The 15,086-nt window shown below is 61.5% G+C and carries 17 protein-coding genes and 1 pseudogene; 9 read left to right on the plus strand and 9 right to left on the minus strand.

What is annotated here, in order from left to right; translation table 11 throughout:
* Window positions 1-15: 15 nt before the first annotated feature.
* On the plus strand, window positions 16-903 hold the full coding sequence (mmsB, locus tag ACXX81_RS02335) for a 3-hydroxyisobutyrate dehydrogenase (protein ID WP_458571145.1): 888 nt from the start codon (window positions 16-18) through the stop codon (window positions 901-903).
* Window positions 904-1,222: 319 nt separating this feature from the next.
* Here the strand turns inward: mmsB and ACXX81_RS02340 are convergent, their stop codons facing one another.
* The 3 genes from ACXX81_RS02340 to ACXX81_RS02350 all read right to left on the minus strand — a co-directional run bounded on the left by ACXX81_RS02340 (window position 1,223) and on the right by ACXX81_RS02350 (window position 4,095).
* Entirely contained in the window at window positions 1,223-1,567 is a 345-nt protein-coding gene (locus ACXX81_RS02340; protein WP_003230905.1) for a cupin domain-containing protein, read from the minus strand.
* A gap of 130 nt (window positions 1,568-1,697) precedes the next feature.
* Entirely contained in the window at window positions 1,698-3,098 is a 1,401-nt protein-coding gene (locus tag ACXX81_RS02345) for an amino acid permease (protein WP_458571146.1), read from the minus strand.
* Window positions 3,099-3,186: 88 nt separating this feature from the next.
* Complete coding sequence (locus ACXX81_RS02350; protein ID WP_209984779.1) at window positions 3,187-4,095, minus strand: LysR family transcriptional regulator; 909 nt, start codon at window positions 4,093-4,095, stop codon at window positions 3,187-3,189.
* A gap of 186 nt (window positions 4,096-4,281) precedes the next feature.
* On the opposite strand from ACXX81_RS02350, the gene ACXX81_RS02355 reads away from it, so the two are divergent.
* The 4 genes from ACXX81_RS02355 (at window position 4,282) to ACXX81_RS02370 (ending at window position 8,280) form a co-directional block, all read left to right on the plus strand.
* On the plus strand, window positions 4,282-5,046 hold the full coding sequence (locus tag ACXX81_RS02355; protein ID WP_458571147.1) for a sulfite exporter TauE/SafE family protein: 765 nt from the start codon (window positions 4,282-4,284) through the stop codon (window positions 5,044-5,046).
* Window positions 5,047-5,170: 124 nt separating this feature from the next.
* Window positions 5,171-5,761 (plus strand): NADPH:quinone oxidoreductase MdaB, encoded by a 591-nt coding sequence (mdaB, locus tag ACXX81_RS02360; RefSeq protein ID WP_458571148.1) that lies wholly within the window; start codon window positions 5,171-5,173, stop codon window positions 5,759-5,761.
* 31 nt (window positions 5,762-5,792) lie between these two features.
* Complete coding sequence (locus tag ACXX81_RS02365) at window positions 5,793-6,689, plus strand: LysR substrate-binding domain-containing protein (protein WP_458571149.1); 897 nt, start codon at window positions 5,793-5,795, stop codon at window positions 6,687-6,689.
* A 145-nt stretch (window positions 6,690-6,834) separates the two neighbouring features.
* Window positions 6,835-8,280, plus strand: coding sequence for a SulP family inorganic anion transporter (locus tag ACXX81_RS02370; protein ID WP_458571150.1), 1,446 nt, complete (start codon window positions 6,835-6,837; stop codon window positions 8,278-8,280).
* Between the two features lie 21 nt (window positions 8,281-8,301).
* Here the strand turns inward: ACXX81_RS02370 and ACXX81_RS02375 are convergent, their stop codons facing one another.
* Window positions 8,302-8,682, minus strand: a complete 381-nt coding sequence (locus tag ACXX81_RS02375; RefSeq protein ID WP_231423422.1) for a lysozyme inhibitor LprI family protein — start codon at window positions 8,680-8,682, stop codon at window positions 8,302-8,304.
* A 159-nt stretch (window positions 8,683-8,841) separates the two neighbouring features.
* Here ACXX81_RS02375 and ACXX81_RS02380 point away from each other — a divergent pair, with 159 nt between their 5' ends.
* Complete coding sequence (locus ACXX81_RS02380; protein ID WP_209984761.1) at window positions 8,842-9,210, plus strand: glyoxalase superfamily protein; 369 nt, start codon at window positions 8,842-8,844, stop codon at window positions 9,208-9,210.
* A 92-nt stretch (window positions 9,211-9,302) separates the two neighbouring features.
* Here the strand turns inward: ACXX81_RS02380 and ACXX81_RS02385 are convergent, their stop codons facing one another.
* Both ACXX81_RS02385 and ACXX81_RS02390 read right to left on the minus strand, forming a co-directional pair.
* The gene (locus ACXX81_RS02385) at window positions 9,303-10,166 is read right to left on the minus strand and encodes a methyl-accepting chemotaxis protein (protein ID WP_416350665.1); all 864 of its coding nucleotides are present in this window, start codon (window positions 10,164-10,166) and stop codon (window positions 9,303-9,305) included.
* Between the two features lie 39 nt (window positions 10,167-10,205).
* Window positions 10,206-11,222: pseudogene (locus ACXX81_RS02390) on the minus strand (methyl-accepting chemotaxis protein); the annotation flags it as partial.
* Between the two features lie 252 nt (window positions 11,223-11,474).
* Between ACXX81_RS02390 and bamJ the strand changes: the two are divergent.
* A complete protein-coding gene (gene bamJ / locus ACXX81_RS02395; RefSeq protein ID WP_231423424.1) occupies window positions 11,475-12,092 on the plus strand; it encodes a BamJ family beta-barrel-assembly machinery protein in 618 nt (205 codons plus the stop codon).
* Between the two features lie 125 nt (window positions 12,093-12,217).
* Here the strand turns inward: bamJ and ACXX81_RS02400 are convergent, their stop codons facing one another.
* The 3 genes from ACXX81_RS02400 to ACXX81_RS02410 form a co-directional block, all read right to left on the minus strand.
* The gene (locus tag ACXX81_RS02400; protein WP_209984752.1) at window positions 12,218-12,475 is read right to left on the minus strand and encodes a PA4570 family protein; all 258 of its coding nucleotides are present in this window, start codon (window positions 12,473-12,475) and stop codon (window positions 12,218-12,220) included.
* A gap of 160 nt (window positions 12,476-12,635) precedes the next feature.
* Complete coding sequence (locus ACXX81_RS02405) at window positions 12,636-12,977, minus strand: zinc ribbon domain-containing protein YjdM (protein WP_209984749.1); 342 nt, start codon at window positions 12,975-12,977, stop codon at window positions 12,636-12,638.
* 137 nt (window positions 12,978-13,114) lie between these two features.
* Entirely contained in the window at window positions 13,115-14,083 is a 969-nt protein-coding gene (locus ACXX81_RS02410) for a polyprenyl synthetase family protein (protein WP_015372944.1), read from the minus strand.
* Window positions 14,084-14,322: 239 nt separating this feature from the next.
* Here ACXX81_RS02410 and rplU point away from each other — a divergent pair, with 239 nt between their 5' ends.
* Complete coding sequence (gene rplU, locus ACXX81_RS02415) at window positions 14,323-14,637, plus strand: 50S ribosomal protein L21 (protein WP_003176051.1); 315 nt, start codon at window positions 14,323-14,325, stop codon at window positions 14,635-14,637.
* Between the two features lie 34 nt (window positions 14,638-14,671).
* Entirely contained in the window at window positions 14,672-14,929 is a 258-nt protein-coding gene (rpmA, locus tag ACXX81_RS02420; protein WP_003176049.1) for a 50S ribosomal protein L27, read from the plus strand.
* Window positions 14,930-15,086 lie beyond the last annotated feature (157 nt).

The following is a 15,086-nucleotide window of genomic DNA, read 5'->3' on the forward strand; positions in this document are numbered from 1 at the left end:
GTGGGGGAGACGATCATGAAAATTGCATTTATCGGCCTGGGCAACATGGGCGCACCCATGGCCCGCAACCTGATCAAGGCCGGCCACGCGCTGAACCTGTTCGACCTCAATCAGACCGTGCTCAAGGAACTCGCCGAACTGGGCGGCACGATCAGCGGCTCACCGCGTGACGCTGCCCAGGGCGCCGAACTGGTGATCAGCATGCTGCCGGCCGCCGCCCATGTGCGCAGCGTGTGGCTCAATGAAGACGGCGTACTCGCCGGTATCGGCCACGGCGTGCCAGCGGTGGATTGCAGCACCATCGACCCGCAGACCGCACGCGACGTGGCGGCCGTTGCCGCCGAGCACGGCGTGGTGATGGCTGATGCGCCGGTGTCCGGCGGCACCGGCGGGGCGCAGGCCGGGACGCTGACCTTTATGGTGGGCGCGACGCCGCAATTGTTCGCCACCCTCCAGCCGGTGCTGGCGCAGATGGGCCGCAACATTGTGCATTGCGGTGAGGTGGGCACCGGGCAAATCGCCAAGATCTGCAACAACCTGCTGCTGGGCATCAGCATGGTCGGCGTCAGCGAAGCCATGGCGCTGGGCGACGCATTGGGCATCGACACCCAGGTGCTGGCGGGCATCATCAACAGCTCCACCGGGCGTTGCTGGAGTTCGGACACCTACAACCCATGGCCGGGCGTGATCGAAACCGCGCCGTCATCACGCGGTTACACCGGCGGCTTCGGCGCCGACCTGATGCTCAAGGACCTGGGCCTGGCCACCGAAGCGGCGCGCCAGGCCAAGCAGCCCGTGATCCTCGGCGCGGTGGCCCAGCAGTTGTATCAATCGATGAGCCAGCGCGGGGAAGGGGGCAAGGACTTTTCGGCGATCATCAACAGCTATCGCAAGCCCAAATAGCAGGACTTTTGCGCCTTTGTGGCGAGCGGGCTTGCCCCGCGTTGGGCTGCGCAGCAGCCCCAATCCAGGCACCGCGATTTTCCGCAAAGATCGCGGTGAGGGATTTCAGGGCTGCTACGCGGCCCAACGCGGGGCAAGCGCTAATGCCGTTCAGTTAAGCGCAGATTCCCTGTGGCGAGCAGGCTTGTCCTGCGTTGGGCCGCGCAGCAGACCCAAAACCAGACGCTGAGCCGTATCAGGTACACCGCGTTTTGCTTGATTGGGGACGCTTCGCACCCCAACGCGGGGCAAGCCCGCTCGCCACAACGCACTACGCGTATCAGGCAAACACAAAATACTTGCGCACCGTCTCCACCACTTCCCACGTGCCCTTCATGCCGGGCTCCACCACAAAGATATCCCCGGCGCGCAAGTGAATCGGCTCCATGCCCTCAGGGGTGATCACGCAGTAGCCTTCCTGGAAGTGGCAGTATTCCCACTTCACGTACTCCACGTACCACTTGCCCGGCGTGCAGATCCAGGTGCCCATGATCTTGCTGCCGTCTTCGCTGGTGTAGGCGTTGAGGTTGACGGTGTGGGGGTCGCCTTCGAGCTTCTCCCATTTGCACGCGTCCAGGACCGGCAGGGGATGGGTGTCGCGCAGTACGGTGATGGGCTTGGACATGATGACTCCGAGGCAGGGAAGGGAAGGATGCACCCTAAGGCCTCGGGCGTTGCGTCAGTGGTCTGAACTCGACATCAGGATGTCTGTAAGCGCATGAGGTGTGGGAAGGGATGTCCCTTCCCACATCCAATCAGTGTGCTGGCGCAGCGTTTGCGTTTCTTATCCGCACCCGGTAGGCCAGGTAGATGATCCCCACCCACACCGGCATCGCGTACACCGACTCGCGAATTCCCGGAATCGCCAGCATCACGCTGATGATCATCACCATGAACGCCAGGCACAGGTAGTTGCTGAACGGGAACCAGAAAGTCTTGAACGACGGCGTCACGCCTTGCTCGCCCATGGCCTTGCGGAACTTGATGTGGGTGATGCTGATCAGCGCCCAGTTGATCATCAGCGAGGCAACCGCCAGTGCAAACAGCAGCTCCAGCGCACTTTTGGGGGCCACGTAGTTGACCACCACGCAGAGCAGCGTCACCAGCGCTGAAACCGCCAGCGCCCGCAGTGGCACGCCCTGCTTGTTGAGCTTCATCAGCGCCTTGGGCGCATCGCCCTGCTCGGCCAGGCCGAACAGCATGCGGCTGTTGCAGTACACGCCGCTGTTGTACACCGACAGCGCCGCGGTCAGCACCACGAAATTAAGGATGTGCGCAGCGGTGTCGTTGCCGATCAGCGAGAAGATCTGCACAAACGGGCTGCCGCTGTAGGCATCGCCCGAGGCGCCGAGGGTTTGCAGCAATTGGTCCCACGGGTACAGCGACAGCAGCACGGTCAGCGCGCCGACGTAGAAAATCAGGATGCGGTAGACCACCTGGTTGATCGCCTTGGGGATCACCTTGCGTGGCTCGCTGGCTTCGGCGGCGGTGATGCCTACCAGCTCCAGGCCACCGAACGAGAACAGGATGAACGCCATGGCCATCAACAGCCCCATGCCGCCATTGGGGAAGAACCCGCCGTGACTCCACAGGTTGCTGACCGACGCCTGCGGGCCACCGCCGCCGCTGAACAGCAGGTAGCCGCCGAGCATGATCATGCCGACGATCGCCACCACCTTGATGATCGCGAACCAGAACTCGGCCTCACCGAAGATCTTCACGTTCAGGGTGTTGATCAGGTTCACGGCGGCGAAGAACACCAGCGCGCTGACCCAGGTCGGAATCTCGGGCCACCAGAACTGGATGTACTTGCCCACCGCCGTCAGTTCGGCCATGCCCACCAGCACGTAGAGCACCCAGTAGTTCCAGCCCGACAGAAAACCCGCGTAACCGCCCCAGTATTTATGGGCAAAGTGGCTGAACGAGCCGGCCACCGGCTCCTCGACGATCATCTCGCCAAGCTGGCGCATCATCAGGAACGCGATGAAACCGGCAATCGCGTAACCCAGGATCATCGACGGCCCCGCCGACTTGAGCACCCCGGCGGAACCGAGGAACAGGCCGGTACCAATCGCACCGCCCAGGGCGATCAACTGAATATGCCGGTTCTTCAGGCCACGCTTGAGGCCTACCGGGTTTACTGTGTCATCCGCCATTAAACATTACCTTCTACTTGTTGTTCCGCAGGATCGGTTGCACGCAGAACCCATCCCCGGACGCTGAGGGGGCAGATATTACAGAACCTTAAGTTGAATGAAGATCAAAATGTGGGAGCGGCTTGCTCAAGGCTTCCCACAGCGCCTTGGCATACCCCGGCAACTGCTCGAACGAGCGCGCGCACAGCAGCAACCGACGACGGGCCCACTCTTCCGCCAGTGCTTGAGCCTTGAAGGCACTCGGCACCGGCCCGCGCGCCAGCGCCGCCTGCGGCACGATCCCGATGCCTGCTCCACCGGCCACCATGCGCATCAACCCCTCGAAGCCATCGGCGCGGATGCGGGTTTGCAGGCGAAACCCTGCGTGCAGGGCCTGTTCCTCCAGGTACACCGCCAGCGCACTATGGGCGGCCAGGCCGACGTAGTCGTGTTGCAGGCTGTCGATAAAGCTGACCGGAGCGGCTGCCAAGGGATGATCCAGCGGCATGATCAGCACCAGCGGGTCATCGCGAAAGGGCAGGGTCTGCAAGCCATGGGTGTCGACCGCGTCGGAGATGATGCCCAGGTCCGCCGTGCCCTGGCGCAGGGCCTGGGTGATGCGCAGGCTCGGCAGCTCCTGCAGGTCGATATCGAGGTTGGGGTGTTCGCGTAGAAACGCCGCCAGCAGTTCCGGCAGGTATTCGCTGAGGGCGGTGGTGTTGCACAGCAGACGCACCTGGCCTTTGACGCCGTTGGCGTATGCCGCCAGGTCCTGTTGCAGGTGGTCGGCCTGTTGCAGCAGCAGCCGTGCATGGCGGGCCAGGGCTTTGCCGGCGGGCGTTGGCGCGACGCCACGGCGGCCGCGCTCAAGAAAGGCAATGCCCAGCGAAGCTTCCATGGCGCGGATACGGGCGCTGGCGGCGGCCAGGGACAGATGGCTACGGGCGGCGCCGGCGGTGATGTTGCCGGTGTCGAGGGTATGCAGGTAGAGGCGCAGGTCGATCAGGTCAAAGTGCATGGCTGGGTTTCCGGTGACTGGGCTGACGCTATCGGGAGCAAGCCCCTCCCACACTTGAAGGTATTCACACGTCATCATGTGGGCGGGGGCTTGCTCCCGATGAGGCCCTAAGCCTCACGCAAAACAAGAGGCAGCCTCAGTATATGCCGCATTTTCGATCCAGCCGGAAGCCCGCACAATCGCCCCATGACAACCTTCCTCGCGTTCTACCAAAGTCTCGGTCCCACCCTGACAATACTGGTCATCGGCACTTTCCTGCTGGCCGGCACGGTCAAGGGCGTTATCGGCCTCGGCCTGCCCACCGTCGCCATGGGTCTGCTCGGTCTGGCTATGTTGCCGGCGCAAGCTGCCGCGCTGCTGATCATTCCCTCCATGGTGACCAACCTCTGGCAACTGGCGTTCGGCGGCCACTTGAGTGCGCTGCTCAAGCGTCTATGGCCGATGCTCTTGCTGATTTTCCTCGGCACCGGGCTGGGCACGCTGTGGCTGGGTATGGGCGCCGAGCAATGGGTGGTGCGCGCACTGGGCGCGGCGTTGTTGATTTACGCGCTCAGCGGCCTGTGCCTGCCCACGTTCAAAATGGCGCCGCGCACCGAGCGCTGGCTGGCGCCGCTATGCGGTTTGATCACCGGCCTCATTACCTCGGCCACGGGCGTCTTCGTGATTCCGGCGGTGCCTTGTCTGCAAGCGCTCGGCCTGAGTCGCGACCAGTTGGTGCAGGCGCTGGGGTTGTCGTTCAGCGTGTCGACCCTGGCGCTGGCCGCAGGCCTGGCCTGGCACGGTACTCTTGGCACTGGCGAAATCAGCGCCTCGTTGCTGGCACTGGTGCCCGCGCTGCTGGGGATGTGGCTGGGGCAGGCGCTGCGCCAACGCATCAGTGTGGTGCTGTTCAAGCGGGTGTTCTTCATCGGCATGGCACTGCTGGGCGCCCACCTGCTGATCAGCGGCTGAATTCAAGAATAAAGTTCCATTCGTGCGTTCTGGTCAACTGTATTTTGCCGCGCCGCCGCTTATTCCGAGTGGGCGATATCGATAGCCTGACGGCCTGTATTGATAACCCTCAGGATCCCCTCCCATGAAAAAAGTACTCCTGCTCAACGGTGGCAAAAAATTCGCCCATTCCGATGGTCGCTACAACGCCACCCTGCATGACGCCGCCGTGGCCCTGCTCGACCGTGGCGGCCTTGACGTCAAGGTCACCCACATCGACGACGGCTACGACGTTGCCGAAGAAGTCGCCAAGTTCCTCTGGGCCGATGTGATCATCTACCAGATGCCCGGCTGGTGGATGGGCGCGCCGTGGATCGTCAAGAAATACATCGACGAAGTCTTTACCGAAGGCCACGGCAGCCTCTACGCCAGCGATGGTCGTACCCGCTCCGATGCCTCGCAAAAGTATGGCAGCGGCGGCCTGATCCAGGGCAAACGCTACATGCTGTCGCTGACCTGGAACGCGCCGCAGCAGGCCTTTGACGATCCGGCCGACTTCTTCGAAGCCAAGGGCGTGGATGCGGTGTACTTTCCGTTCCACAAGGCCAATGCGTTTCTCGGCATGAGCGCCTTGCCGACGTTCCTCTGCGTGGATGTGATGAAACGCCCGGCCATCGAAGCCGACGTGGCGCGCTACGAACAGCATCTGGCGCAGGTGTTGGGCCTGTCGGTGTAAGCTTGCGTCGACCGATCACGAGGACAGCCCCTTGAAAGCCCGATCCGATGAGCTACAGATCTTCGTCAGCGTGATCGAGTGCGGCTCGATTTCCGCGGCGGCCGAGCAGGCCGGGCAGACGCCCTCGGCGGTCAGCCGCACGCTCTCGCGGCTGGAGGCCAAGCTCGATACCACGCTGATCAACCGCACCACGCGGCGCATGGACCTGACGGAAGAGGGCCGGTACTTCTTCGAACAGGCCAAGCGGATCCTGGCGCAGATGGATGAGCTGGAGGAGCACCTGTCGTCGCGCCAGAAAACCCCGGCCGGGCGGCTGCGGGTCAATGCAGCGGTGCCGTTCATGCTGCATGGGATCGTGCCGTACATTGCCGAGTTTCGAGCCTTGTACCCGCAGATCCAGCTGGAGCTCAACAGCGATGACCTGATCATCGACCTGCTGGAACACAGCACCGACATTGCCATACGCATCGGTGCCCTGACCGACTCGACCCTGCACGCGCGTGCCCTTGGCTGCACGCCGCTGCATATACTGGCCAGCCCGGAATACCTCAAGCGACACGGCACGCCGGCCAGTGTCGCCGACCTGGCGCAGCACACCTTGCTGGGCTTCAGCCAGACCGAGACCCTCAACCACTGGCCCCTGCGCCATGTGGAGGGCGACCGATGGCTGATCCAGCCGGCCATTGTCGCGTCCAGCGGCGAAACCGTGCGGCATCTGGCGTTGCAGGGGCAGGGCATTGGCTGCCTGTCGAACTTCATGACTGGCGAAGACATCAGCGCCGGGCGCCTGGTGCCGGTGCTGGAGGCGTTCAACAGCGGGTATCGCCAGCCGATCCACGCGGTGTTCTACCGCAACTCGCAACTGGCGCTGCGCATTCAGTGCTTCCTGGATTTTATCCAGGCCAAGCTGGCGCGCTATGCCTGCTGACAGGCGGTGAACACCGTCAAATGTGGGATCGGGATTGCCCGCGAAAGGCGCGCTTTGGGCCACCTGTCGTCACGCTTCACTGGCCCCTCCGAGCACATTTCCGTACCATTCCCCGCCTGATCCCCCGCAACTCCCTGGTACCTCCATGACCTTCACCCGTTTGCGCGCCGACGCCCTGGCCGGCCTCACCACGTCTTTCGCATTGCTGCCCGAGTGCATCGCCTTTGCGCTGGTGGCCCATCTCAACCCGCTGATGGGCCTGTATGGCGCCTTCATCATCTGCACCCTCACCGCGTTGTTCGGCGGTCGGCCCGGCATGGTGTCCGGTGCGGCAGGCTCGATGGCGGTGGTGATCGTTGCGCTGGTGGTGCAACACGGCGTGCAGTACCTGCTGGCCACGGTGCTGCTCGGCGGGTTGATCATGGTCGCCTTTGGCGTGTTGCGCCTGGGCAAGCTGGTGCGCATGGTGCCGCATTCGGTGATGCTGGGGTTCGTCAATGGCCTGGCGATCATCATTGCGCTGGCGCAACTGGAGCATTTCAAGCGGGGTGAACACTGGCTCAGCGGCACGCCGCTGTACGTGATGATCGGCCTGGTGGGGGCGACGATGGCGATTGTCTACCTGCTGCCACGCTTGACGCGCGTGGTGCCGCCGGCGCTGGTGGCGATCCTCGGCGTGGGCTTGGCGGTGTACCTGCTCGGCCTGCCCACCCGTACCCTGGGCGACATGGCCCACATCGCCGGCGGCCTGCCGACCTTTGCGCTGCCGCAGATCCCCTGGACCCTGGAAACCCTCACCCTCATCGCGCCCTATGCGTTCCTGATGGCGATGGTTGGCCTGCTGGAAACCCTGCTCACCCTGAACCTCACCGACGAAATCACTGAGACCCGTGGCTACCCGGACCGCGAAAGCGTGGCCCTGGGGGCTGCGAACATGGTCTCGGGCCTGTTCGGCGGCATGGGCGGCTGCGCGATGATCGGGCAAACCGTGATCAACCTCAGTTCCGGCGGGCGCGGGCGGTTCTCCGGGGTGTTTGCCGGGGTGATGATTCTGTTGTTCATTCTGTTTCTGTCACCCTTGATCGAGCGCATCCCGCTGGCGGCGCTGGTGGGGGTGATGTTCGTGGTGTCCCAGCAGACCTTCGCCTGGGCATCCTTGCGGGTGATCAACAAGGTGCCGGTCAATGATGTGCTGGTGATCATTGCGGTGACGGTGATCACGGTGTTCACCGACCTCGCCACGGCCGTGCTGTGCGGCATCGTGATCGCGGCGCTGAATTTCGCCTGGCAGCAGGCCCGTGAACTGTATGCCGATGAGCACCTGGAGGCGGATGGCAGCAAGCTGTATCGGCTGCACGGCACCTTGTTCTTTGCCTCGACCACACCCTTTCTGAACCGTTTCGACCCGGCCAACGACCCGGCTCAGGTGACGCTCGATTGCCGTCACCTGAGCTTTGTCGACTATTCAGCGATAGCCGCGCTGATGACCCTGCGCGAGCGCTACACCAAGGCCGGCAAGCATGTGCGGGTGCTGCACCTGTCGGAACGCTGCAAGAAGCTGCTCAAGCGAGCGAAGGTGCATCACGATTGAGCGTGTTTATGGCCCAACCCGTTATGGCCCAACCAAGTCTTCGAGTTCCTGGGCGCGGGTCTGGGTCATGTCCAGCACGCAGCCGGAGCCGTTGACCTGATCGATGGTGCCGCCGGTGGCGCTGCCGACGAAGGCGCAATTGGCGTCGCGGTACTGGATCCACAGGCGCTGCACGTCCTGCAGTTGCTTCTTGCGTTCACCTTCCTGAGCGCCCATTGCGGTCTTGTAGGCCCTGTTCAGGCGCGCATCCTGCACCTTGGTTTCCTTGACATTGCACGTGACCATCGCGAGGGTCGTTTCGGCGCTGTCCATGCATTTTTTCAACGCAGGATTGTCGGCGGCTGAAGCGGTGCCGCAAAGCGCCACAAGCAGGGCGCTGACGGCAAAGGATGTACGAATCATGATCGGGTTCCTGGGCTTGAGTGGAGTCGCAGTCTATGACTCGCAGACAGCGCTTGAGTTTCGGGCACGTCCGAGCGAGCTGTAAGCCCACCTCCTGGCGAATTTTCTTGGTGGGTTTTCGCCTCTATAGTGGGCGCTCTTTTACACGGAGCAGTCGCCATGCACTTAGGAAAAGTCATCCCCATCCTGCGCAGTTTCGACGAGGCCAAGGCGTTGGAATTCTACGTCGACTTCCTGGGGTTCAAGGTCGATTGGCAGCATCGGTTCGAAGCGAATTATCCGCTGTACCTGCAGGTATCGCTGGGGGAGTGTGTGCTGCATTTGTCCGAGCACCATGGCGATGCGTCGCCGGGGGCGGCGGTGCGGATTCAGGCGCAAGGGGTGGACGCTTACCAGCAGCAGTTGCAGGCCAAAGACTACCGTTTTGCCAAGCCCGGAATTGAGCAAACGCCCTGGGGCTCGCGGGAGATGAGCATCAAGGACCCGTTTGGGAATCGGCTGGTATTTGTCGAGGAAGGCGAGGGCTGAGTGGTCAATAGCAGGCAATAAAAAACCGCCTTGGTCGGGCGGTTTTTTGTAGAGAGCCGCCTCGGTTAACCCTGAGGCGGCTTTTTGCATTGTTAAACGCGGAAGTGACTGACCATCTGCTGCAACTGGCTGCCCAATCGCGCCAGTTCCACGCTCGATTTGGCTGTCTCGTTGCTTGCCGTGGCGGTCTGTTCCGACACGTCGCGCACATTCACGATACTGCGGCTGATCTCTTCGGCCACCGCACTTTGCTGTTCGGCCGCCGCGGCAATCTGCTGGTTCATCGACTGAATGTTCGACACCGTGCGGGTGATGTTTTCCAGCGACACACCGGCCTTGCGCGTCAGCTCGACGCTGCTGTCGGTGAGGCTGCGGCTGTTGTTCATCACGTTGGCCACTTGCTGGGTACCGTTCTGCAAACCGGCAACCAGGCCTTCGATTTCCTCGGTGGATTTTTGCGTGCGTTGGGCCAGGCCACGCACTTCGTCGGCCACCACCGCAAACCCGCGACCGGCTTCACCGGCACGCGCCGCTTCAATCGCCGCGTTGAGTGCCAGCAGGTTGGTCTGTTCGGCCACGGCCTTGATCACGTCCATCACGCTGCCGATCTTGTTGCTCTCTTGTTGCAGGTGCGACATGGCGTCGGTGGAGCGTGCCACTTCGGCGGCGAGGCGTTCGATCTGGGCGATGGCTTCGGCCACCACCTTGTCGCCGGCGCGGGCCTGGCCATCGGCATCGGCGGCGGCCAGTGACGCCTGCTCGGCGTTACGCGCCACTTCCTGCACAGTGGCAGTCATTTCATGCATGGCGGTGGCGACCTGATCGGTCTCGATCTTCTGGCTGTTGACCCCGGCGCTGGTCTGTTCGGTCACGGCCGACAGTTCTTCGGCAGCGCTGGCGATCTGGGTCACACCGTCGCGAATGCCGCTGATCAGCTCACGCAGGGTGGTGCCCATGCGCTGGATGCCCTGTTGCAGCACCCCCAGTTCATCCCGGCGGGTGACCTGGATGTTGTGGCTCAAGTCGCCGGAGGCAATGCGCTCGACCACGGCAAGGGTTTCCTGCAGCGGGCGGGTGATCTGGCGAGTGATGACCAGCGCCGCAATAATGCCAACCAGCAGGGCCAGCAGCGTGCTGATCAACTGCAGGCTACGGGCCTGGGCGCTTTCGGCGTCACGACGTTGCAGTTGAATCTCGTAGAGTTTCTCGCTGATCGTGACGATATCGGCGCCCTGGGTGGTCATCTCGGCGCGGGCGCTGACGATGTTGGCATTCGCTGCCTTGTAGCTTTGCACGGCGCTGCGATAGGCACCCAGCGCGGTTTCCAGGGAACTCAGCGCGGTTTGCTGGCTGCTGCCAAAGGCGGCGCTGAGGTTCTTCAGGCTGCTGATGGCCTTTTCGATCTGCGCGGCAGCACGGGCCTCGGTCTCTGCGTTGACGTTGTTGGTGTAACCACGCACTTCGTAACGCGCCTGCTGGAGTTCGGTCTTGGCGTTGACCACGGCCTGGTATTGGGTGAAACGCTCGGGGCTGTCGGGCATCTGCTGCACGCCGGCTTCAAGGGCGTTGATCTGCGCGTTGGCAATGTCGGCCTTGTCCCCCATCATTTCGCGTGCAGCGTTGCCGTTGCGGTAGGCCTCGCGCATCTTGTTCAGCGACTGCTGGTAGGCGGTGATCACGGTTTTCTGCGCATTGAGCAGCTTGAGGTTTTCCGGGCTCTTGAAGCTGTCGAGCAGCTTTTGCTGCTGGGCGGTGAAGGCTTCCAGGCTGGTCTGCACGTTTTGTGCTACGGCCTCGTCACCATTGGCCAGCATATATTGCAGGCGCACGATGCGCAGTTTGGTCAGGGAGGCATTGAGCTGGGTGATATCGCTCATCCAGTTGCTGCGGTCGATCAGGCCGCCCAGGCTGGTCCAGCCGGTGAATGCCAGGATCGACGTGAGGACAAGCACCAGGCCGAAGCCCAGGCCGAGTTTGAGGTTTACGCTGATGTTACCGAACCAGCTGTTCATCGATTGCTCCGCAAGAAAAAATGTCTGTCTGCTGGACGATGTTGTTTTTTGAGCCAGCCAAGGTGTAGCTCTCTATCGGCGACGAGAAAAAAATCTGTAGGGTTTTTATCTGCGATGCGAAGAAATAGCACTAAAAGGGTGCGACGATGCTCCGCCAGGGCGCATCCCCAGTTGCCCGTATTATGCTAGTCTGCTGGCCCTTTTAATTTGGACGGCGCGGCAAATCGCGTGGTCCTGCAGCGGAGCCTCTTCATGTCCGACGTTAATCTGTCCACCGACGAAACCCGTGTCAGCTACGGTATCGGCCGTCAGTTGGGCGACCAACTGCGCGACAACCCGCCACCGGGCGTCAGCCTGGACGCCATCCTGGCCGGCTTGACCGACGCGTTCGCAGGCAAGCCAAGCCGCGTCGACCAGGAGCAAATGGCCGCCAGCTTCAAGGTCATCCGCGAAATCATGCAAGCCGAAGCGGCTGCCAAGGCTGAAGCGGCCGCTGGCGCTGGTCTGGCATTCCTGGCTGAAAACGCCAAGCGTGACGGCATCACGACTCTGGCGTCCGGCCTGCAATTCGAAGTGCTGACCCAGGGTGAAGGCGCCAAACCGACCCGTGAAGACCAGGTGCGTACTCACTACCACGGCACTCTGATCGACGGCACTGTGTTCGACAGCTCCTACGAGCGCGGCCAGCCTGCAGAATTCCCGGTAGGCGGCGTGATCGCCGGTTGGACCGAAGCCCTGCAACTGATGAATGCCGGCAGCAAATGGCGCCTGTACGTGCCGAGCGAGCTGGCTTACGGCGCTCAAGGCGTTGGCAGCATTGCGCCGCACAGCGTACTGGTATTCGACGTCGAGCTGCTCGACGTTCTGTAAGACCTGCTTTGGTTTCAAGTGGGAGCTGGCTTGCCTGCGATGGCATCACCTCGGTGCTTCAGACCGAGTTACCGCATCGCAGGCAAGCCCGGCTCCCACATAAAGCGCAGCATCCCGTGTCTGGCTCACGGATGAAACCTGCCATGCAGCTCCGTCGCCGGGCGCAATGCCCGCGCATAGCAGAACAGAAACAGGTTGCGCACCACTTCCTTCAACACACCCGGTTCACTCGAACTCAGGCCGTTTACGTCCAGGTCGCCCTGGTCCTGCAGCTCATTGAGCGCTTCTTCTTCCAGCACCGCACAGACTTCGCCGGTTTCCCGATGGAGGATTCGCAGGTAGGGGTGTGGGCGGTCCAGCCAGGCATCGATCAAATAAGTCATGGTTCATTCTCCTTGATGGGTTTCAATGAGAATAATTCTTATTCGTTGAATAGCAAGGGCCTATTGGCGATTTGTGTGTTTTTCTGTGGGGGTATTGAGCTGCGTCAGCAAACAGGGCGAAACGCCATCCCGCAGTGGCTGCGGGATGGCGGCAGCAAGTTCAGACCTTGCGCACGAACTCGGACTTGAGTTTCATCGGGCCGATACCGTCGATCTTGCAATCGATATCGTGATCGCCGTCACACAGGCGGATGTTCTTGACCTTGGTGCCGACCTTGACCACCAGTGAGGTGCCCTTGACCTTGAGGTCCTTGATCACGGTGATGGTGTCGCCGTCCTGCAGGACATTGCCCACAGCATCTTTCTTCACGGTGTCATCGCTGGCCGCATCGGCTTCGCCCGTGGCGGACCACTCATGGGCACACTCAGGGCAGATCAGTTGGGTGCCGTCTTCGTAGGTGAATTCGGAATTGCATTTCGGGCAGGGTGGCAACGTGCTCACTAAAGCTCCTCAAGGGTCAGGGATGGCTAAAAGTCGCACATTATATAGGGTTTATTGGCGAGTGCGGGACAGTGAGTTGGTAATGGGATCTAAATGTGGGAGCGGGCTCCCACACACACCCACTACGCCAATCGTCTTTAGTGCGTACGGGCTACCGCAAACTCGCTCAGCTCGACCAGGGCATCCCGGTATTCGCTGGCTGGCAGAGCTTCCAGGCACTGGATGGCACGGGCCACGTAGTCGCGCGCCAGCTGTGCGGTGTACTCCAGGGAGCCCGAGGCTTCTACCGCAGCACGGATAGCTTCGAGGTCTTCGATCCCGCCTTTCTGAATCGCCTTGCGCACCAGTGCCGCCTGTTCCGGCGTACCTTCACGCATGGTGTAGATCAGCGGCAGCGTCGGCTTGCCCTCGGCCAGGTCGTCACCGACGTTCTTGCCCAGGGTTTCAGCGTCGCCGCGGTAGTCGAGCAGGTCGTCCACCAGTTGGAACGCCACGCCCAGATGGTCTCCAAAGGTACGCAGAGCCTCGGCCTGTTCGGCTGTTGCACCGCACAACGCCGCGGCGCTGTGGGTCGAGGCTTCGAAGAGCATCGCGGTCTTGCCGCGAATCACTTCCATATAGGTTTCTTCGGTGGTGCTGGCGTCGCGCACTTTGGACAACTGCAATACTTCGCCTTCAGCGATGATGCGCGTGGCCTGTGAAAGAATCTTCATCACCGGCATCGAGCCCAGCTCGACCATCATTTCGAACGAGCGCGAGTACAGGAAATCGCCCACCAGCACGCTCGGCGCGTTGCCCCACATCGCGTTCGCGGTCTCGCGCCCACGGCGCATGCCGGACATGTCGACCACGTCGTCATGCAGCAGGGTGGCGGTGTGCAGGAATTCAATAGTGGCGGCCAGCAAGCGCAGGTCATCGCCTTCGCGGCCCAGCGCCTTGCCGCACAGCAACACTAATAAAGGACGCAGGCGTTTGCCTCCGGCCGACGTAATATAGTCGCCAATTTTGGAGACCAGCGGCACTTTCGAGGTGAGCTGCTGCTTGATGATGCCGTCGACGGCGCTAAAATCGTCCGCCACCGCGCGGTAGAAAGCTTGGGGTTGCATCAGCGACAGTCGCTCCAGAAGGGTTGCGCGGCATGCTAGGACCCTGACCCCCGGGTGTCAAGGCGCGATAGACGGCCCCTTGCAAGCCTCCTATAGCTTGCGTACAATCGCGCACCCTGAACTTCCTGGGCAGCACCTGCCTTACGCAATTGCATTCGGGACGTCCATCCCATGCAGCCATGCCAGCCAATACCTCTTCTTATAAAGCGCTGGGTGAGCAGGATTATCGGAGAAATACCATGTCGTACGCAGTAATTGTTACTGGTGGCAAGCAATACAAAGTCGCCCCAGGTGAATACCTGAAGATCGAAAAACTGGAAATCGCCACTGGCGAATCCGTGACGTTTGATCGCGTTCTGTTGGTCGCCAATGGCGATGACGTGAACATCGGCGCTCCAGTTGTTGCTGGCGCTACCGTTGTGGCTGAAGTGATCTCCCAAGGTCGTCACGATAAAGTCCGCATCATCAAGTTCCGTCGTCGTAAGCACCACATGAAGCGTATGGGCCACCGCCAGTGGTACACCGAGATCAAAATCACCGGTATTCAGGCTTAATTTCAGCCTAATTCCTCACTAGGAGAATTGACTCATGGCACACAAAAAAGCTGGTGGTAGTACCCGTAACGGTCGCGACTCGGAAGCCAAACGCCTTGGCGTGAAGATGTATGGCGGCCAGAAAATCATTCCGGGCAACATCATCGTGCGTCAGCGCGGCACCCAATTCCACGCCGGTTACGGTGTTGGCATGGGCAAGGATCACACCCTCTTCGCGAAAATCGAAGGCGTGATCAAGTTTGAAGTAAAAGGCGCGTTCAACCGCCGTTACGTGAGCGTTGTCGCCGCTTAATTGCGCGATCGCTGGAAAAGCCCTGTCTCGCGACGGGGCTTTTTCGTTTATGGGGTGAGTCTCTTGCAAAGCTGTTTGTGATGGGCTCCGGGGCTGGATTTGCGGTCGCTGATTGAGGTCGCTACGCTCATTTTTGCAAGAGTCTTATGTCTTGGTT

The sequence above is a fragment of the Pseudomonas sp. GNP013 genome (assembly GCF_054343995.1).